19 protein-coding genes and 1 tRNA gene are annotated in these 19,744 nt (G+C 58.5%); 7 read left to right on the plus strand and 13 right to left on the minus strand.

Features of this window, described 5'->3' with window-relative positions:
- Positions 1–10: 10 nt before the first annotated feature.
- The 11 genes from AC0V6K_RS07110 to AC0V6K_RS07160 form a co-directional block, all read right to left on the minus strand.
- Positions 11–805, minus strand: coding sequence for a LytR/AlgR family response regulator transcription factor (locus tag AC0V6K_RS07110; RefSeq protein WP_472625935.1), 795 nt, complete (start codon positions 803–805; stop codon positions 11–13).
- Positions 802–2,064 (minus strand): sensor histidine kinase, encoded by a 1,263-nt coding sequence (locus AC0V6K_RS07115; protein ID WP_472625937.1) that lies wholly within the window; start codon positions 2,062–2,064, stop codon positions 802–804. The genes AC0V6K_RS07110 and AC0V6K_RS07115 overlap by 4 nt, the downstream gene beginning before the upstream one ends.
- A gap of 87 nt (positions 2,065–2,151) precedes the next feature.
- Positions 2,152–3,156: a M48 family metalloprotease gene (locus tag AC0V6K_RS07120; RefSeq protein ID WP_472625939.1), complete on the minus strand. Its 1,005-nt coding sequence runs from the start codon at positions 3,154–3,156 to the stop codon at positions 2,152–2,154.
- Positions 3,156–3,869: a DsbA family protein gene (locus AC0V6K_RS07125; protein WP_472625941.1), complete on the minus strand. Its 714-nt coding sequence runs from the start codon at positions 3,867–3,869 to the stop codon at positions 3,156–3,158. Before AC0V6K_RS07125 ends, AC0V6K_RS07120 begins: the two co-directional genes overlap by 1 nt.
- Before the next feature lie 33 nt (positions 3,870–3,902).
- Positions 3,903–5,273 (minus strand): M48 family metalloprotease, encoded by a 1,371-nt coding sequence (locus tag AC0V6K_RS07130; protein WP_472625943.1) that lies wholly within the window; start codon positions 5,271–5,273, stop codon positions 3,903–3,905.
- A gap of 9 nt (positions 5,274–5,282) precedes the next feature.
- The gene (locus AC0V6K_RS07135; protein ID WP_472626058.1) at positions 5,283–6,209 is read right to left on the minus strand and encodes an alpha/beta hydrolase; all 927 of its coding nucleotides are present in this window, start codon (positions 6,207–6,209) and stop codon (positions 5,283–5,285) included.
- A gap of 127 nt (positions 6,210–6,336) precedes the next feature.
- A complete protein-coding gene (locus AC0V6K_RS07140; protein WP_472625945.1) occupies positions 6,337–8,052 on the minus strand; it encodes a PAS domain-containing protein in 1,716 nt (571 codons plus the stop codon).
- Positions 8,053–8,266: 214 nt separating this feature from the next.
- Positions 8,267–8,779, minus strand: coding sequence for a DUF2141 domain-containing protein (locus AC0V6K_RS07145; RefSeq protein ID WP_486172590.1), 513 nt, complete (start codon positions 8,777–8,779; stop codon positions 8,267–8,269).
- Positions 8,674–9,441 (minus strand): sterol desaturase family protein, encoded by a 768-nt coding sequence (locus AC0V6K_RS07150; RefSeq protein WP_472625949.1) that lies wholly within the window; start codon positions 9,439–9,441, stop codon positions 8,674–8,676. The genes AC0V6K_RS07145 and AC0V6K_RS07150 overlap by 106 nt, the downstream gene beginning before the upstream one ends.
- A 57-nt stretch (positions 9,442–9,498) precedes the next feature.
- Positions 9,499–9,999 carry an MmcB family DNA repair protein gene (locus AC0V6K_RS07155; protein ID WP_472625951.1) on the minus strand — a complete coding sequence of 167 codons (501 nt, stop codon included), beginning with the start codon at positions 9,997–9,999 and terminating at the stop codon, positions 9,499–9,501.
- 58 nt (positions 10,000–10,057) lie between these two features.
- The gene (locus AC0V6K_RS07160) at positions 10,058–10,450 is read right to left on the minus strand and encodes a hypothetical protein (protein WP_472625953.1); all 393 of its coding nucleotides are present in this window, start codon (positions 10,448–10,450) and stop codon (positions 10,058–10,060) included.
- Positions 10,451–10,589: 139 nt separating this feature from the next.
- Between AC0V6K_RS07160 and AC0V6K_RS07165 the strand changes: the two genes are divergently transcribed.
- The 7 genes from AC0V6K_RS07165 to AC0V6K_RS07195 all read left to right on the plus strand — a co-directional run bounded on the left by AC0V6K_RS07165 (position 10,590) and on the right by AC0V6K_RS07195 (position 17,837).
- Positions 10,590–10,666: transfer RNA gene (locus tag AC0V6K_RS07165), tRNA-Arg, on the plus strand.
- Positions 10,667–10,907: 241 nt separating this feature from the next.
- Positions 10,908–11,441 carry a DUF4402 domain-containing protein gene (locus tag AC0V6K_RS07170; RefSeq protein ID WP_472625955.1) on the plus strand — a complete coding sequence of 178 codons (534 nt, stop codon included), beginning with the start codon at positions 10,908–10,910 and terminating at the stop codon, positions 11,439–11,441.
- A complete protein-coding gene (locus tag AC0V6K_RS07175) occupies positions 11,438–11,983 on the plus strand; it encodes a DUF4402 domain-containing protein (protein ID WP_486172591.1) in 546 nt (181 codons plus the stop codon). The genes AC0V6K_RS07170 and AC0V6K_RS07175 overlap by 4 nt, the downstream gene beginning before the upstream one ends.
- A 212-nt stretch (positions 11,984–12,195) precedes the next feature.
- Positions 12,196–12,693, plus strand: a complete 498-nt coding sequence (locus tag AC0V6K_RS07180; RefSeq protein ID WP_472625957.1) for a DUF4402 domain-containing protein — start codon at positions 12,196–12,198, stop codon at positions 12,691–12,693.
- A gap of 32 nt (positions 12,694–12,725) precedes the next feature.
- Positions 12,726–13,298: a DUF4402 domain-containing protein gene (locus AC0V6K_RS07185; protein ID WP_486172690.1), complete on the plus strand. Its 573-nt coding sequence runs from the start codon at positions 12,726–12,728 to the stop codon at positions 13,296–13,298.
- A gap of 79 nt (positions 13,299–13,377) precedes the next feature.
- Positions 13,378–14,358: a fimbrial biogenesis chaperone gene (locus AC0V6K_RS07190; protein ID WP_472625959.1), complete on the plus strand. Its 981-nt coding sequence runs from the start codon at positions 13,378–13,380 to the stop codon at positions 14,356–14,358.
- Entirely contained in the window at positions 14,355–17,837 is a 3,483-nt protein-coding gene (locus AC0V6K_RS07195) for an MSCRAMM family protein (RefSeq protein ID WP_472625961.1), read from the plus strand. The genes AC0V6K_RS07190 and AC0V6K_RS07195 overlap by 4 nt, the downstream gene beginning before the upstream one ends.
- 36 nt (positions 17,838–17,873) lie before the next feature.
- Here the strand turns inward: AC0V6K_RS07195 and AC0V6K_RS07200 are convergent, their stop codons facing one another.
- Positions 17,874–18,449 carry a M23 family metallopeptidase gene (locus AC0V6K_RS07200; RefSeq protein ID WP_472625963.1) on the minus strand — a complete coding sequence of 192 codons (576 nt, stop codon included), beginning with the start codon at positions 18,447–18,449 and terminating at the stop codon, positions 17,874–17,876.
- A gap of 63 nt (positions 18,450–18,512) precedes the next feature.
- Positions 18,513–19,721: a M20 metallopeptidase family protein gene (locus AC0V6K_RS07205; RefSeq protein ID WP_472625965.1), complete on the minus strand. Its 1,209-nt coding sequence runs from the start codon at positions 19,719–19,721 to the stop codon at positions 18,513–18,515.
- Between the last annotated feature and the right edge of the window lie 23 nt (positions 19,722–19,744).

Genomic DNA, 19,744 nt, shown 5'->3' on the forward strand with positions numbered 1-19,744 from the left:
AGAGCGAGCGTTAGATAAACCGAGCGACGACGTCTCGATAGGAACGGGAGACTTTCACTTCCGCGCCGCTGTCCAGCACGAGGAAGCATTCGCCATTCGTGTGCGGTTTGACCTGACGCACCTGATCGAGGTTGACGATGGTCGAGCGGTGGACGCGCTGAAAGTTCTTCGGGTCCAGCCGGCGTTCGAGGTCCTTCATTGTCTCGCGAAGGACCAACGAATTGTCGCCGGTGGAGATGATCATGTAGTCGCCTGCCGCCTCGATATGCTCAATGGAATCGACTTCTACGCGGAAGATCTGGCCGCGGTCTTTCACATTGATCAGCTTTTCATAGCGGTCGGCGCTTTCACCACCTTCGCCACCGAAATCGGCAGCACGGTCCGGTGCGACTTCGGCCAGCACATCGAGCAATTGCTCGGCATCGTCGGCAGATTTCTTTTCGGCCATACGCTGGCGCACACGCTCGATCGTGTCAGCCAGCTTGTCTTCGTCCACCGGCTTCATCAGGTAGTTAACCGCGTCCGCTTCAAACGCGCGGATGGCATGCTCCTCATAGGCAGTGACAAACACGAACAGCGGCGGATCGATCTCCATCACGCCTTTCACCACAGAAAACCCGTCAAACCCGGGCATCTGGATGTCGAGAAAGACGAGGTCGGGCTTCTCGGTCTTGATCTTACGGATCGCTTCGCGCCCGTTCATGCAGGTGTCGATCACTTCGATGTCTTCGAAGGGTTGAAGCCGCAATTGCAGCCCTTTGATCGCGAGCTTTTCGTCATCAACGATGATGGTTCGAATAGTCATGATGAAGTTCCAAGTGTTTGCGCGGGGTTGAGCGGCAATTGGGGCGCTGTCTCGCCGCTATATGCGGGCGAAGCGGCGTTGTCCGAGACGGGTTGGCTGGGGGAAGCCGACGTCTCGGTTGCCGTATCGGATTCAGTCGCGCCTTCCTGAACCCGTTGAAATGGGATTTCGATGAACACCTGAAAGCCGCCGCCTGGCGGTGACTTGGTGGAGAATGTGTGGTCTTCGCCATATGCCTGCATCAGACGCTCCTGAATGTTGGCCAGCCCGACCCCGGTAGAGACTTGGCTGCCACCCACTTCGGATGCACTATCGATCAGATCGACTTGCTGAACGGCTTGTTGTCCCGGACCAGTGTCCTCGATTCTGAGGCGCAGGCGGGAGCCGACCACCTCGGCCTTGAGCGAAATCTCTGCGCCCTCCTCCTGCTTACTGACACCGTATTTGATCGAGTTTTCGATCAGCGGTTGCAGCAACATCGATGGAAGGCTGGCCTTCATGGCGCGATCTTCGATCTCGAAACGGGTGCGCAGGCGCTCTTCAAACCGCATGCGTTCGATATCGAGATAGAGTTGCAGCGTCTCGACCTCCTGTTCCAGCGTCACCTGACTGCCTGGTTTGAGCACCAGAGTGTGCCGCAGGAAGTGGGAAAGCCGCGTCAGCATCGCGTTGGCGGGCTCGGTCTCTTTGAGCAGCACCAGTGTGCTAATTGAGTTGAGCGTGTTGAACAGGAAGTGCGGGTTCAGCTGGTAACGCAACATCGCGAGCTGGGCCGCCGTTGCCTGCGTCTCCAGCCGTTCAAGCCGGTCAGCCTGCTCTTCGACAGTGAGGAAGTAGTTGATGGCAAAATACAGAGCGCTCCATCCGCCGAGCAATGTCATCGGAATAAACGACAGGCCGATAAATCGCTGGGTGAAGCTCGTATCGAGGCTCGGGCCCAGATAAATGCCCTGCATCCACGCATCGATGGAAGACTGGATGGTAACGGCAGAGAAAAGCACCAGTGCCGTGGAGCCCCATGTCACAATTGCCTGACGGTTGATCAGCTTGCGATAAATCACCGAGAGGATGAGGCTGATGGAAAAGCCCGTGATCGTAGTGACGAGAATTACCGCCAACAGGTCGATGGGCCGTCCATTGGCCACCGCCACAACCGCGCGCAGCAGGAATGTTCCGCCCCAGCCGCCCAGCTGGAGCACCCAGAACGCCCTGTTCTTGCTCGCAAAGAACGGCGCAGGCTGGATCGGGAGCATCGACATATTCGCTCTCTTTAGCGCAATTTTACGCCGGAGGCAGAGGAATTTGCGCAATCGCAGCGCGCACGGGCCACGGCTGGGCGCAAGCGATCAGTCTTTGGGCGCTGCGCTCAGCTTTGCATCGCGCACGAAATGGGTGGCCCAGTCGGCCTTGCCCTCCGAGGCCATGAGCGCCCGGATGCGTGGCAGTTCAGCGGTGATATGCTCGACCCTCTCATCCCAACCATCATGCGTGCGGCTGCGGAACAGGCCGCCATCATGTTTGGGTCCCCATGTTTCCATAAACGCCACCGCCGCTTCCGGGTCATATCCGGAGTTAGCAAGGAGCCACGGCATCAAGCGATCAGCTTCCCGCTCTGCCCTCCGTACATCGCGTATATTTCGGGACTTGGGGTTGGCTGCTTTCAGCCATGCGCGATGACCGAGAAGATTGTGAGCAAGCTCGTGCGCCACAGCGGCGGCAAAGAGAGGCTCGTGATAGGCGAAGCCGGGAAATTCAGTGCTGAACACCACCCTTTGGCCATCCGCAACAGCCATTTTGCCTCCGGTCGCGATTTCGAAGCGGGTCGGACAGACATTCACCGGCTGCGGGCTGCTGGTCGTCCCGTCGGCAAAAGTGAAAGCTATCGCGCCTTTGGCGCTCAGGGTCTCATCGATCCAGTCATGAGTGCGCATCAAGCGCTTCCAATCGAACCTTGGCACCGTCGGCCAACGGTTCGGATCGAGTGTGTTGAGTTGTATAACCTCGCGATTGCGTGTGAACGCTTTCGCTTCGTCCGCTGGAGAGCCCTCGGCCACGGTTTGCACGGCAAAACTTGATTTCAGGCCGAGAGCGGCGCGCATGATTTCAGGGGAGCCATAACTGGCCGCATCGTGCAATTGCAGGCCGATGGATGGCACAGTCCGCGCGCAGAAGGGTGCGTTGCCTGTGACCAGCTTCCAGCCAGTGTTCTGGAGTCTTTGATCGGTCGCCTGATACTGCTCAATCGCTGCGCGTTCGGACGCGAGATCGACCTCCCGCTCATCAGGTGTGGCCTGCGCAGTGGTAGCGAAAACCCAGCTTGCGCACACAACTGAGAGAGCGCGCAGGCGCATCAGCTGTCTTCGCTTGCGCCCGCTTGATCGAGGGCCTCTTTGAGCGCTTCATACCCGACAGCGCCGCTGATTGCAGCGTCTTTGGTCACCCAGGCGGGGGTACCATCGAAGCCGAGGCCTTGGGCAAAGGACTGGTTGCGAGCGATTTCGACGGTGACTTCCTGAGACGCGGCATCTGCACGTGCTTTCTCGAGATCAAGGCCCGCTTCTTTCGCGGCGGCCTCCACGCTTGCGCTATCGCGCGCACCCACTTCAAACAGCGCGTAATGGAATTCGCGGTATTTTCCCTGCCTTGCGGCCGCCAAAGCCATGCGGGCGGGTTCCTCGCTCCCTTCGAAGATCGGCCATTCGCGCACGATGACTTTCACCTCAGGATCCTCGTCAACCAGGCGCATCACATCCGCGAGGCTCGACTTGCAATAGGGGCAGTTGTAGTCGGTGAACTCGACCAGAACCTTGCTTCCTTCGGGATTGCCAAGCACGGCACCCTCAAACGGCGTGTAGAGCGCGTCGCCCATATCGGCGAGACGCTTGCTCGCTTCCTGTGCCTGATAGGCATCGGCCATTTCGGGCAATATGTCAGGATTGCTGATCAGATACTCGCGTGTCCGATCATTGCCGAGGCCGCTGTAGGACCAGATCGCTGCGCCGAGAAAGCCAAACACCACAGCGGTAAGGGCGGTGGCGAGCGTATTGCGAAGGGTTGAAGCCATTTCGTCAGATTATCCGGTTGCGTGGTGGCGGTTCTAGCGACGGTCGCGCAAAGCTTCCAGTTCGGCGCGCGCCTGCAGGGCAATATCCTGTGCGCGGATCCAGTCGGGTGTGCCGCGGGGCAGGCCTGCCTCCGCTGCCATGGCGCTTTGCAGCGCCTGCGGATACTGGCGCGCCATCACCTGCTGTTCGGCGCTGGCAAGGCGGGCGCGGGGAATATCGCCGCGCTCGGCATAAATCACACCCAGCTGGTACCATGCGAAGTGGTTGTACCGGTCACGTGCCACAGCGGCACGCAGCACCCGCTCAGCCTCTGCATGGTTTGCCTTATCCTCGGTCGCAATCAGCGCGTGGCCAAACATTGAGGCGATCAGCGGCTGGTTCAGAGTCAATTCGGTCGCGCGCCGCAGCGGAATGGCTGCTTCCTCAGGGCGTCCGGATTCAAGCAAGACCTGCCCTTTCACCTCGAGGAAGTAAGGATTGTTAGGCTCTTCGGCGAGAAGCGAATTCACTTCGCCAAGCGCTTGGTCGACCTTTGCCTGTTTGTGATACGCCCACGCGCGGGCATAGCGAGCCGGAGCGCTCTGATCGCTTTCCGGATACATGTTCATCGTGCGCTGCGGTTCGGCGAGATAGCCGAACAGCTTGGCCCGCACGCGCAGGAAGCGCTCTTGCAGCTCTGGATCATCGGGCTTGGCCCAGGCCGGATCTTCTTGAAGTAGTCCGCGCAAAGTCTGGATACGGTCGCCTGAAAGCGGGTGGGTGCGTGTGTAAGCGGCCTCGTCAGACTGGCTAAACCCGCGGCGGATTTCCAGATTGCGCAGGCGCTCGAAGAATTTGATCATGCCTCGGCCCGAAATGCCTGCGCCGGAAAGATAGCGTGCGCCGGCGAGGTCGGTGGCGGCTTCCTGATTGCGGTTGAAAGCGAGGAAACTGCCCACGGCGGCCTGTTGGCCTGCCATAATTGCCCCCATGCCTGCTTCGCCAGCGCCAGCAAGCGCCGCACCGATGCCGATCAGCAGCGATAGGATAGAAATGCCCTGCGCGCTGCGGGTGCGTTCGTTGAATCGAACCACGTGGCCGGCGGTGATGTGACCCAGCTCGTGCGCGATGACGCCTTGAACTTCGTTTGCGGTTTCAGCCGCGTTGATCAGCCCGGCGTGGACATAAACAACCTGTCCGCCCGCGACGAATGCGTTGATCGAGCCGTCGTTGATCAGGACCAGCTCGACATTTTCGGATTCAAGCTCCGAGGCTTCCACCAGCGGCGCTGTCATGTCGAGCAACAATTGCTCGGTCTCGGCATCGCGCAGGATGCTTTGCGCCAGCACCGGCTGCATCGTGATGGCGAAGGTGGCGCACAGCGCGACGAAGTAGGCCGAAAGGCGATGCAGGGGGGTCATCATGGCAGATGCTTAGCGCGTTTCGCCCTGAACCGGAACTGAAGGCTCAGCACTAGCTTTCTGTGAGAGCGCGAAAGTCGCAATTTGATCATCAACATCGCGGCTGTTGCGCCACGGGGCGGCGAGCGAGATCAGCGGGTCATTGTGGGTCATTTCAGGGTAGAATTGCGTGGTGACGCGCCCGTTTGCCTGTTTCGATCGCTTGGCCAATTCGCGCGTGTTGCGCGGTTTGACCAGATCATCTTTCTCACCATGGATCAGCAACATGGGCGGCGCGCCCTTGCGAACATGGATAATGGGCTGTGTCGATTCAGGTTCCGCCGCTTGCCCAAACGCCGCCTTTGTCGAATCGCTGGTAAAGGGGTGAAAGTCGTATGGTCCGGATATCCCGATAACGCCCGCAATTTCGTCGGGCGAGACACCTTCTGCCTCCAGCCAACGAGGTTCCAGAGCGGCCATCACGACATTGTATGCCCCTGCTGAATGACCGGCTATGGTGATGCGATCGGGATCCCCGCCATACTGGCCGATCTCATTGCGCGCCCAGCCGATAGCGCGGGCTGTGTCCTCAAGCATGGCAGGATACTCACCGCCGGGCACAAGCCGATAGCCCGCGAGGACGACGATAAACCCTTTTGGTACAAATGCGCGCGCCAAAAAACCATAATCGTCTGGATCGCCGCTGCGCCAGCTGCCGCCATGGACGAAAACAAGCAACGGCGCATTGGTGGCTTTGTCGCCTTCGGGGCCCCACACGATTAGTTTCTGCGCGGAGTCTTCACCTGTCGAGATGTTCGCCAGCACCTGCGCATCGCCCGATCCGCCAGTGATGCGATCCACCGCACTCAGGACTGCGGGCCCATTGCGTGAAATGGCGAATTGCAGCGCGAGGCCGGCCACGCCCAAAACAACAACCAATCCGCCCAGCGCCCAAAGCATCTTTCGCAACCCGTTTCGCCTTTCATCGCGACCAAAGCAAAGCCAAAAATGAAGGGCGCCCCGGTCCGGTGCGCCCTTCAGGAATTCATATGGGTTAGCGGCACAGCCGCCAGCCGTATAGTGTGGATCAGCCGACCAACTTGCGCGCGGCGCGTTCGATCATCGACACCTCTTCGTCGATTTCACCGATCAGCTCGACCACGCCATCCTCGTTGCGGCGGATCATGACAAGGGCAAATTCCGGTCCGTCTTGCTCCAGTGCATCGAGTGTGAGCGCCTCGAGTGCGCGCAGCTTATTGGCCAGAGCACGGCGCACAGCTTGTTCAGGCTCGACTGCCTTGCCGCTTTCTTCTTTCCGCAGTCGTCGTTCGGCAGTGACCACACCTTTGAGACCGCCTTCAGCCTCATTGAGGAAATCAGTCAGGCCTCCGCGTTCAATGCCGACACGGTGTGCGTGCGAAAGCACAGCGGCGTATTCGGTCAGGCGCGTCTTGTCATAGTCGACGCCAAACACGAGCTTCACGACCGGCGTCATCGGCGCACGTTCCTGCACCGAGAGGCCGTTGTCTTCGATCAACGCGTTGTATTCTTCCAGATTATCCTGCGCTGCGAGCGAGAAATCGTAGGCACGGCCTACGGCTGCATAAAGCGCGCGGCGGCTGCGGTCTTCCGATGAGCGGGCGCTTTCTGCCAGCTCGCGCGCGGAAGCGAGGAAATCGTAGAGGCCTGCATCGTCTGGCATTTCAGCCAAGGCGTCGAGATCCACGTCATCGTCTTCTTCCGCGACTTCGACGGGCTCATCTTCGAATTCGACTTCCGGCTCTTCTATTGCCGCATATTCGGTCGGGATAGCCGGTTCGGAAACCGGTTCGTCTTGGTAATCAACCTCGTAACTCGCAGCGTCGAAATCGCCGTTTTCAAGGTCAATGGCCTTTTTCGTAGGCGCTTCGATGTAATCAGTCAGCGAAGCGAAGCTGTAGTTCGCATCGTCGCCTTCCTCTTCCTCTTCCTCTTCCTCTTCCTCTTCGTCAGGATCATCGAGCGCATATTGCCCAAAATCGGGCGTCGGCATGCCATCGTCCATCGGTTCGAGACCAAGAGACGCATCGAGCGATTCAACGTTGTCCTCGGCTTCGCCTTGCTCTCCGGCCAAATCGGCGACCGGTGAGTCTGCCCAGTCCGTCACCGGGTCAATCGAGTGCTTATGGGCTTCGGCTTCTTCAACGATGTCTTCATCATCATCTTGATCTTCGAGCGCCTGATCGATCTCGAGCAGCAGCTCATCAGCTGTGGCCTGATCCGCCATTTCTTTCCAATTGATCACGCCAAAGATGAAATCGATGGTTTCATCGTCGCTTGAATAGGGCAGCAGAATGCCGCGATAGGCAATCGTTGCGCTGCGCTGGTTCACAAACTCGGCTTCAAAGCCGATTGGTGCCTGATTGGCGAGGATTTGCAGGTAGTGGTCCGTAATGCGGCTCAGAAGAGAGCGCGGCGGCACGTCTGAAAGGCGCGAGATCTGGCCTTCGGCGCCGCACTCTTCTCCCAGCAACTGGCCGAGATAGACGACTATTGGATCGTCAATTCCTGCCGAGAAGTCGAGCAGAACGCTGTTAGGGCCAAAATCGGGCAGGTTGGCAGGTTCGAGGTCCTCAATCGAAGGAAAGGTGCGTTCACCCAACAGGCCGGCCCAATGGTTATAGGCGCGCACCTGCATGCGCCGCTCATCCTGGCCAATGGCCTCGGGCGGCAAATCGCGCGATACCTCTTCTTCGTGGGCGCTCCAGTCGTCGCTGTCATCAACAGGATCGCTGGAACCGAAATTACCCCGCAACGTGTCCATGGCCGGTTAAGCCCCTTTTTTGACCAATCTTGCCACGGGTTTTGCCGCTGCGTGGTAAACATATCTTTAAGCTTGGTCAGAAACTTGCGCTGCCTCAAAGCAGGCGTGATGGCACCGCGCTGCGGGGCGGCAATGCCAGCCGGCCAGCAGTCCCGGGCCATGGCGCAGGATTGACGTCAGCTTTTCGGAGGGTGGCGGGCGGTTTTGCCCTGCCTTACCAGTACCGCATCCGGATGCTTAGGCGCTGCGCGGTGGTGCCATGAGTGAACACCGCATCTTTGTATTTCGGCGGCCCCATGCGCACCTTGGCGTCACGGGAAAAGCCATATCCCTCTTTGGGGATCATACCCAAAGTGCGGTCGGCTTTACCGTTATTGTTCTCGTCATGGAGCAAGGCGACCGCATACTTCCCTGGCTTCACGCCATTGAAACGGATGGTCACGCTCTTGCCTGCGGGGACAACAACCCGTTTGGCGTTCGGATCCTTGTTGCACTTGGGAAATGTTTTCGCATCGGCCGTAAGGCAGGCGCGGACCACGCCCTTGCTTGAGCGGACCTCGGTAACGGTAATCGAAACCTCATTTGCTGCTGCAGGCGCTGCCGCGCCCGCCGCCACACCAACTACGGCTGCTGTGATGGCGCTGCGCTTGGCGCGAGCCGGGGCGAGAAGCCACGATCGGTCCCGCAAAGGTGATCCCAAAAGCGAAAATACAGACCGAAATTGCATCGATACTCCTCGTGATGCCGTTCGTGATGGCTGGCGGTTATCAGCCAGAAACCCAATGGGGAATGAACAAAGCGCCTTGGGAATATTTCCCAGCCCATGTGATTGGTGACGCCCATCAGCGTGGCGATGGCGAGAAACGCGCCTGCTGCGCCAAGATGGATGGGCACGACAAACACCATCACCGGCAGAAACATTGCGCCCAGAACCGCTTCCAACGGGTGGAAGCTCATGGCTGTCCACGCAGTCGGCGGCTTGCTTTTGTGATGCACCGCGTGGGCGATGCGGAACAGGCGTGGTTCGTGCATCGCGCGGTGCGTCCAATAAAACCAAGTGTCGTGCAAAAACAGATAGATGAAGAGTGAGATCGGCACATACCAAAGCGGATAATCGCCAATGTCGCTGTAGAGCAGAGTCCAATCGTGGTGACGCCACCCCCAAAATATCAGGCCCGCTGGCGCGCCGTAAATCCCTGCGGACACAAGCGACCAGCCGATTTCTTTCCGGATCTGTTGGCCTTGTCCGTCATAAAGGCCCGGCCGTATTCGCTGCGTAGCCCAAGCGAAAAGCCCGCTTGAAAGGAGATAGCGCGCAGCCACCATCACGGTCATCGCGGCACCGGTCACCAGAAATGCGAGCCAAAGCGGCAGGTCAGGGCTGAACATTGCCACGCCTTATGGCGGGAAAAGTCCAGCAGGAACAGGGTAGAACGCGGCTGGCGTCTACTCGGCCGCGCCGATATGCGCGCAATCAGGGTCCAGTGCCACGGTGTGCCGCCGCATTGCCATGCGAGCAAGGCGCTGCATCTGGGTCTTGCGCCGTGCTGCTGCCAACGAAGCAAGCGGTGCCTGGCGCAGGATTTCCGCGTCATAGCCATCGGCGACAATCACTCCGCACTGATCGGGGGCATAGGCGTCCGTTTCGAGCGGTGACCTGTCCAATGCTGGCGGAACGCCCCAATAAAACCGGTCGCAATAATCGAGATAGTCAGGCCATTTCGTGTCGCTCAGCAGATCACCACGCGCGACCTTGATCTCGACAATCACGATCAGCCCTTTGGCATCGACCCCCATCAAGTCAGCGCGACGTCCATTCTTGAGCGGCACTTCGGGCAGGCACCAGATGTCATTGCGGGCAAACAGCCGCATGATCCCGCGCGCGACGTCACCCGCCGCGCAAGCTGTTTCTTCCGAATTGTGTAAAGTGATTCCAGCTTCCGTCATGCGAGCATGCTGGAACATAATGTGAACACAGTCAATCGAAACGATTTGACCGGTCGGCTCAGGCTGCGTCCTCAGCTTCGGTTACCGGAGATTGTGCAACCATTTCGATGACGGCTCGGCGCGCAACATAAAACTCACGCCACAGAGCCAAAGCCGGTGCGGTGGCATCCTGCCCGCGCGCGGAAATCGTGCGCAACGCCGAAAGTCCTGGCTGCATCATCGCATCAATATCGTTGATCGCTTCCATGGCCAGGCGTCGTTGCCACGGCTGCGCGTCTTCCAACTGCATCGAAAAAGTGCTGACCTCGGTCTTTTCCGTCTCTGGAGCGAGATCGGCCAGCCGAGCCAACTGCGCCGCATCAGCATGAAGTGAAGCCCATTTGCGCGCGATGACAGAGGGCTGATCCTCTGCCCGCATCGGGCTGTTTTCATAGGGTGGGACGACAGACATACGGTGTCATTAAGCCGCTGGCCTTGCAGATTGGTTAAGTCGCCTCTCGTCATATTGATGCGCCTGCCCTTGATGCGCAGATAAACTTCTGGCGAAGCCTCAAACCCCTTGCTAAACGCCGCGCTCGCGCAGGCGATCTGCACCCGTAGCTCAGCTGGATAGAGCGCTGCCCTCCGAAGGCAGAGGTCACAGGTTCGAATCCTGTCGGGTGCGCCATTGCTTAGCTCTAGTTAGACTCTGCTTTGCGCACCATCCTGCGGAATCGCGTCACCGCAACTTGCATAACTTGGGTCATGCACATCGTGTGAGGCTGGCACACATCTTCAGCGCACCTTGTCAGCCGCTAGGCTCGTGACGTATCTCTTCGCACAAGAAAATGCTAAGCGTTCGATCTGCCTTTACCGTAACGATGCGTAGTCTCTTTGGAGCAAGCCTGATTCCGGGGTTTTTTCGGAGCTTGGCGTTGCTTAGCGCTTTGGTTGCTGCGAGCCTGACACTCCATTCTCCGGCGTCTGCTCAGGACTCCGACGTCCGCATCCGCACGCAAGGCGAACTTTCATTCGGGACATTCATGGTCTTCGGGAGCGGAAGTCGCAGGGTCTCATCATCGGGCATTGTGTCGGACAACTCGGTTGTTTCGCTCGAGGGAATTACCCCGCAACCTGCTCGCTTCAGCGTTGAATATGATCGCGGCGACAATTCTCGAAATCCGCTGGATATCTTGATTGAGGTTGTCATCACGACGCCAGGGCGGCAGCGGTTTGGCGGAATTGAAGCGGGGATTGCGCGTCTGTTCACCGACTTACCGGGCCATCGCCGGGTTTCGTCGGGCGAAACGATGCAGGTTCGGTTGAGGAATTGCCGCGCGCGGGTATGTACACGCAGCTTCAATGTTGGCGGACGTTTGCGCGTCAACCGCCTGTATGGAGGGGCCAAGGTTGATATTCCTCTGGCCATTGATGCGCGCGTGGTCTCGGTAGATCGACAATGATTGTGGTTTGGAGCACGCGTTTTGCGGGTCTGGCGGCTGTGTTGGCGGCTGCGCAGATGCCCTCTGCATCGGCCGCAGGTACAGGGCATGCGCAGGCGGAAATTGTCGAACCAATCCAAGCCATTCCCATGGCCGAATTATCGTTTGGATCGGTAGCTGTCGGTGGTGCTCGCGATGGGACAGTGCGCGTAGCGCCTGACGGATCGCAGGCGCAATATTCGAGCGCTGTGAGATCGACTTGCGATGGAAGTGCATCTTGCACGCCGCATCGCGCAAGGTTCGCTGTGCGCGGCGAGGCGGGCAGAATGTACCGCGTCATCATGCCGGCCAGTGTGACTGTGCGCGGTGAACAAACTGACGCTCGGCTGACAGTGGATGAGCTTGTCATGCAAAGCAGGAACAGCCCAAGTATGAGCAGTGGCGGGCTTCTTAACGAGCAAGGAAGAGATCAGTTTTACGTTGGCGGTACGCTTCGAGTACCCGTCAGCACGCGTCCAGATTACTTCCGAACGAACCTGCCTATCCTTGTCGCCTATAACTAACGCCGCCCAAGACTAAGCTCGTCATGAGCGCGGCCGCCGCATGCGTGCTGGGGTCAGTTATGGTTAATTTCGGCTCAACGGCGCGTAAGTAAGTTTTTAAAGGGCCTAGGGATATTGCCTAGCGGGACGGGAACGGTTGATTCGCCATTTTTTCCTGTTCACCCGCTAATTTGACTGCGGGTTGAGACCACAACGTTCTAAGGGGACCAACCTTGAAGAAATTTTTTGTTCTTGCTGCATCTGCGGCAGTTATCGCAACTCCGGCCGCAGCTGCACCGGGTGACACCTCGACCGCTTCGGGCGCAGCGACCGCTGAAGTCGTCGCTCCGATCGAACTGACTCACGTAACGGGTGCCGCTCTTAGCTTCGGTACATTCACCACTGGTGACAATGGCGGTACTGTCGTTGTCGACAACACTGGCGCTGGTACCGAGTCGGGCGACGTAACTTTGCTTAGCGATTCGACCGAATCTGCAGACGCTTTCACCGTTGCAGGCGACGCAAGCCGTAGCTTCACGATCTCGAGCACCGGTGGCAACGTTTCTAACGGCACCGACACGATGGCCTTCACAACCAGCGCACCGGGCACCGGCACGCTTGACGCAAGCGGCGCAGCCTCTTTCGTAGTCAGCGGCACTCTGACGGTTGCTGGCGGCGAGTCGGCTGGTAACTACACCGGTAGCTACAGCGTAACCGTATCGTACAACTGATGCGATAAAGCGGGCGCGTGCCTCGCGCTTTGATGCGCGAGTGCGTGCCCGCTTGTTCGTTCAGGATTTGTCCTTTGCGCCGTCCAACATCATATCTGGGTGCGGCAGCCCTTGCGGCTGCTTGTCTTGCGACCCCCGCTTTTGCCGATCCGGGCAGCACGACAGAAGAGTCGGGCACCGCGTCTGCGACAGTGGCCGATCCTGCAACAATTCGGCGCATCGCCGATATGCGATTTGGCCGATTTGCCTCCCCAGGGAATGCAAGTACCATTCGGGTTAATTTGGACGGATCAATTAACGCATTTGGCGATGTCGCGTCTTCGACCGGCATGGCTCAGCCCGCTGATGGGCGCGGACCTGCACAGTTTGTAGTCGAGCAGGCAGGTAATCGCGGAGGCACAGTCTTCATTCCGCGATCAATTACGATCACCAACGGCAGTGCTGACATGACGGTTGATTCAATTACGGGTCGACTTGTTGTCCTGTCCGGAGTTGGACGTTTTCGGGTGTATCGTTTGGATCTGGGCGGCACCTTGAGGGTCAACGCCAACCAACAACCCGGTCAGTATAGCGGCGATTTCGACGTCACGGTCATTTACAACTGATCGCGCTGAAGCGCTTACCAAAAATTAACCATGATCTCCGAAAAGACCCCTAGGTTTAAAAACTCTAGGCGGTAACCCTATGATAAGCATAAGTTCGGTGTTCAAGGTTGGGCTGTTCGGCGCATTAGTGATGGGAGCGAGCAGCACAGCAGCCGCTCAGGAGCTTGCGCTCGAAACGGCACAGCCAGAAGAAGACATCCCAGAGGCAGAAGCCCCTCCCTTTCCCCAGGTTGAAGCGGGCGAAGCGCCTGAAGGCGCCGTTTCAGGGATGGGTGACATCAATCTCTACCCACGCCGGGTCATACTTGATCCACGTCGGCGCGTTGCTTCGATCGGTCTCTACAACAAGACCACATTCGAAGGTGAATACGAGATTTCCGCCACGAATATGCTTATGACCAGCGACGGTCAGATCATCCCGTTCAACAACCTGCCAGAAGGCGCGGATACGAGCAGTGTGAAGACTGCCAGCGAGATGCTGCGTTGGTCGCCGCGCCGTGTGCTTTTGCTCGGCAGTGAAGCGCAGACAGTGCGCATTATGGCGCGCCCGCCTGCCGATTTGCCAGATGGCGAATATCGTGCACACTTTTCAGTCATATCGGTGCCGAACGACGTTGATGAAGGCTTTTCGATCGACGATGCCGTTAACGATGGCGCCGAAGCGTCGAACAATGTCGGCGTAACCATCAGACCTCGCTTCGGAATTTCTATTCCGGTGATCGTCCGTATTGGTAATACGACACTTGATGTTGGCCTGAAGGACATTGGTTTTGTCCGCGGAGAGTCCGGACCACTGCTCAGGATGACGATCACCCGCAGCGGGACGCGATCATCCTACGGCGATATCGAGGTAAGAGCACCCGGTGAAAGCACTCCAGTGCTCGTTGCACGCGGGATCGGGGTCTATCCTGAGATTGATCATCGCACGGTGATCTTGGCGCTCAACCCAGAATTTGACCTCACGAAGTTGCGTTCAGGCATGACCCTGACGGCGACTTACACCGATGATGACGTCAATCCGGGCAACACGCTGGCCAGGCAAGACTTTGTCATCCCGTGAAACCGTTTCGCACGATCGGATTTCTCGCTTCGATCGCGGCATTGCCCGCGCTCGCAAGCGGCCCAATCCCCCTTCATGGTCCCTCTTGGGGCGATGAAGCGGGAGGTGGGATCATTCTCGTCCGATCGACACCTGCTCTTGCCGATAACGCTGTAGTATCCCCACAAAGGGGAGCCTACACCGCGAGCACACCTGTGGTTGCAACCCAACCACAAAAGGTTGCTGCGTCTGTAACTTACGTCCCAGATGCGCCGACGGTCGCGGTAAAAGTTGGTTGGGCCGAAGGTTTCGCATTGGAGGCAAAGGCTGCTGGTCCGGCAGTGCTCAAGCACGACTCCGAAGTACAGGGCTTCGTTCTGCCGGCAACACCGCCGAAACCGCTAGGTATGCCGTCCGGGGTGACCCGGTCAGACTTTGTCCTGCCTACGACGCAAGAACCGGTCAGCAAGAAGGCAAAGCTGTTTGATCCAGCCCCGTACAATCCGCGGGCCATCACGATGCCGATCACGAGTACGGTGAAGCTAACGCCATCTCTGTCCGAAACAGCACCAAAATTGGAGATGGCGGAGAATACTCACGCGCCAGCATTGCCCGAGGCTGCGGCAGAACCGGTGTCACCCGCAACTATTCCAGCCGCATCGCCGACTATCGCGACCAATGACGCTAAAACTCAGGACACGCCGTTCGCAGCGCCCCAGATTGCAAAGGCGGCAATTCCCGCACGACCAAACATCGCCAAGCCTCAACCGGCCAAGCCCATCCAAGCCATTGAGACACCGTCGGAAACACCGGTAAAGAAAGAGGTGGCGTTCGGGGGACAACAGTCACGATCGCTGGATCTGCCGCCAGGTACGCAAACCTTTCCTCTCAATGAGGGTGATCCTCTCTTTACGTATGACGACGAACTTATCCTTCAGCTAAAGGTAAAAGGGGTAAGCGCCACTGACACGATCATCGCATATGGCAACCGAAGCGATCTTTATCTCCCCGTGGGCGAGCTTTCACGCATCCTCGATCTTGCCATCAAAGTTAGCGATGAAGGTCAGTACGCCAGTGGCTGGTTCCTCGATGAAAACCGGACCGTTACCGTCGATCTTCGGCAGGGATTGCTGACAACAAACACTGCCAAACGCCCCCTGCGCCGCGAAGATGCACAAGCCTTTGAAGGCGAGCTGTATTTGCGGACAGAACTCTTCGAAGAGCTCTTTCCGCTTGAGTTAAAACCTAATCTCAGAGCCCAGGCAGTGGTTTTGACCACACTTGAACCGTTTCCTTTCGAAGAACGAATGAAGCGCGATGCCGAACGGGCGAAGCTTGGCAATAGGGGCTCGACTATCGAGAAGCCCGAATGGCCAAGGCAGGAAACGCCTTGGCTTGCTGCCTCTGTTCCTGTTGCTGATGTTGAACTGCGCGCTGTGTCTGACTCAGCGCGCGGTGAGCGTTTGGAAGGTGATTTACGGATCGGAGGCGATCTGGCCTATGTGACGGCACAAGGGTACTTCTCCGCTGACACCACTGATGGCCTTGTTGCATCGCTGATCCAGTTTGGACGCCGCGACGGTGACGGTGATCTGCTAGGCCCTCTGGGCGCGACCGATTTTCAGTTTGGCGATGTTGCCACCTCATCGATGCCCATCGGTCTGCGTGGTCGCGCGGGACGCGGCGGTTTCATCACAAACCGCGCTTTCCAAAACGCTTCAGTGTTCGAACAGATCGATCTGCGTGGAATCTTGCCGGATGGATACGAGGTCGAACTGTATCGCAACGATATTCTGGTCGGTTCGGTCGCGAACGCTACCAATGACCAGTACGAATTCCTTGAGGTTCCGGTCGACTATGGCCTCAATGTCTTCCGATTGGTCTTTTATGGACCGCAAGGACAACGCCGCGAGGAAGTGCGGCGGATAAGCGTTGGCGACGGCCGGCTCGCAAAAGGCCAATTCGAGTATGACTTTGGCGTGGTACAGCGCGGTGAAAACCTGTTGGGCGTGCGAGGACCAGACTTCAATCCGATCGAAGGCTTCGGCAACTGGCAAGCAGGGGCGCAGTTTGCGTACGGCCTCAGCACCAAAGTGACCGCTGTCGGAAGTCTTTCATATTTTCAGGAAGATAACGGAAGTACCTCGGTCGCCAGTCTTGGCGCGCGCACGGGAATTGGAGGCCTCGCCTTCCGGGCAGACGGCGCAATTGCCAGCGATGGCAGCACCGCTCTCGGCATCGGCATCGGCGGAAGAGCGCTTGGCGGCGCCTTTTCATTGTCGCACTTTGAGTATCAAGGTGGATTCAAGGACGAACTGCGCAGCAACGTGCGCGAGCCATTGGTTCGGGCGACCGAATTCGACTTCAATGGAAGCTTTAAGTTGTCTGGTCAGGCCATCCCAATTGCAGCGCGTGTTCGCCACACCGAATTTCAGGACGGCCGGACGACAACGGACGCGGTTCTTCGGAATTCCGCGCGTTTTGGGGGATTTGCGCTGTCCAACACGCTCGAATACTCGCGCAGCTCGAGCGCGAACGGGCCAACTTTTTCTCAGCTGATCGGCAACTTTGATTTGGCCACGTTCCGCCGCTCGCGAATGCAGGCCAGGGCTTCGATTGGATACAGCTTGCTCCAAGGCCCCGAACTGACCAACGTGTCTGCGGAAGTCGATTATCAGGTTGATGACCGCACAGTTGTGAGCGGACAAGCGTTCTACTCGCTAAAATCGAACGAGTTTGGCATCGGCGGATCGGCCAGCCGAGAATTTGATCGTTTCACACTCGCGCTTGATGGGAATTACGCGTTTCAGCAGAAGAGCTTCTCAGTTGCTTTGCGTTTGGGGTTCAGTTTTGGTCGCGACCCGCTCCGGCGCAATCTATTCGTTGGGCCACCAGGACAAGCTGCGTCGGGAGCGGTTAGCCTTCGCGCATTTCAGGATATGGACGGCGATGGTCGCTTCTCAACCGGCGATACGCCTCTGGAAGACGTCGACTTTTCCGTGTTCAACAGCACGGCGAAGACCGATAGCGACGGGATCGCGCGTCTGACGCGTCTCGGCAACGGCAACCCGATTGCGGTTCAAGTCGATCCCTCGTCATTGCCTGACATTTTGATGGCACCTGTGTCGCGGGGTGTCGAAGTCGTGCCACGTCCTGGCCGCACCCATGTCATGGATTTCCCGATTGTGGCGCTGAGTGAAGTTGAAGGGACCGTCACGTTCCAAGGCAAAAAGGGTGGCCGCGGTGTGTCCGGATTGCGCCTGCAGCTCGTTGATTCAGATGGAGAAGTCGCTGCAGCAACGCGGACCGAGCGTGGCGGATACTATTTCTTCGAGCAAATCATGCCGGGCAAGTTCAAGCTCCGGATCGAGCCGGAACAGGCAGCCAATTTGGGCATCTGCATGAACAGAGAGCTTACCGTTTCCATCGCTCCGACCGGCGATATCTACACCGTCAATGCGAACATCAAAGAGTGCAGCCAAATAGCGACCCTGCATTAAGTGTCGGCAAAATTTTGGAAGGGGTCCGGCCCGGCTTTAGCCCGTGATTAGCGCATCCCCTTGGCTCACCATAACGTGATCGAGGGGTAGCTGTCCGAACACGCTCAACGGAGACATGCGCCTGGATAGGCCGCGCCCGACATTCATATGCGTGCGGACTTCAAAGTGGAGATGCGCATCGGTGCCCGTCATCCCGCGAGCGTTGCCGCTGTCTCCGCAAAGGCCAATTACATCACCGCACTTCACCGTATCGCCCAAGATCACTCGCGTTTCTTTCAAGTGGCAATAAGCGGCGTAGAGTGTGTCAGCCCGACCGTTTTCATCGGCGTCATGCGCGAACTTGAGGATGACGTGCTTCCCATAAGCGCCGCGATTGCGGACTGCCGCGATTTCTCCATCAGCTATGGCGTAGCAGCGATATCCGGGCGGCGCGTAAAAGTCCCAGCCTTGATGCGGACGGCGGCTGCCATCGCGATTGCGGCGCACCATACCGAAAGTGTTGTTCATGATTTTGCGCCGGATCACGGCGTACCTCACCGGAAAGGTGATGCCTTCAGGCAATCTGGTCGTCTCCACCGGGGTTCCGGCGTAGAACGGAGTGAAATCCTGCATGGGGTCGCTCCCTGAAATGAAAGGAAGCGGTCCAGTTGCACATCAGCCTATGTGTAGGAAAACTCAATCAAATCCGTTGGCGATAAACTCCAATGCGCACCCGGCGAGCATGGCGGTGCCAATTGGCAGAGCCGTCTCGTCGACGTGCATTCGCGGAGAGTGAATGGCGCAGCATTGCGACCAATCTTCTCCGTCCGGAGCGACGCCCAAGAAGAACATAGCGCCGGGTATTTTTTCGAGAATGTAAGAGAAGTCTTCAGCGCCCATGATCGGATCAGAAAGGTCTTTCCACCCTTCTGCCCCCTGCAACGAACGGGAGACTTTCGCTCCCAATTTGACCGCGCGGGGATCGCATAGAGTGACCGGGAAACCGTGTTCGATCTCGCAACTTGCCTCGACGCCGTATCCCTTTGCTATGTCGGCGCAGCATTGCGCGATCAGCCGATGGGCTTTCTCCCGGTGTTCTGGTGAGAGCGTGCGGATCGTGCCGGCCACCATGGCGTCATCAGGAATGACGTTGTGCGCTGTGCCGGTGTGGATCTGCGTGACGGTGACCACCACCGCGCTCGCCGCGTTGAAGCGACGAGTGACCATGGCCTGCAACCCGGTGACGATCGCGGCGGCTGCGGGCACAGGATCAACGCAATCGTGCGGCATGGAGGCATGACCACCTCTGCCTTTGACGGTGATGGTGAACTGGTCGGCGGCGGCGAGCAGTGGCCCGGGTTTTCCAGCCAGCACGCCGTAAGCGGCGTTGGGCATGATGTGCAGCGCGAAAGCCGCATCGGGGAGCGGTTCGATCAGCCCGTCATCGAGCATGTAGCGCGCGCCGTGATATCCCTCTTCGCCCGGCTGGAACATGAAATCGACCGTTCCGCCGAGCGTGTCGGCTTGATCGCACAGCAACTTGGCCGCGCCGGTGAGCATCGCGGTGTGCGTGTCGTGTCCGCAGGCGTGCATACGGCCGGGGATCTTGGAGGCGAACTCCAGGTCAGTCTTTTCGTCCATGGGCAGCGCGTCCATGTCGCCGCGCAGCAGCACTCGCGGCCCGCCGCCCTCAGGCGCAGCGCCGCCGCGCAAGGTTGCTACTTGGCCCGTAGTCGAGGTTCCCTCGCGCCATTCAAGCGGAAGGTCGGCCAATGCCTCGCGCACCTTCGCCATCGTCAACGGGGTGTGCAGGCCAAGCTCGGGCTCAGCGTGAATGGCGCGGCGAAGCGCGGTGATTTGGGGAGCGAGTGAGGTCGCCGTGGCGAGCAGGTCATCGGTCAGCATAGCGGCAGACTAACGACCTCGCT

The organism is Erythrobacter sp. S43 (assembly GCF_057364955.1).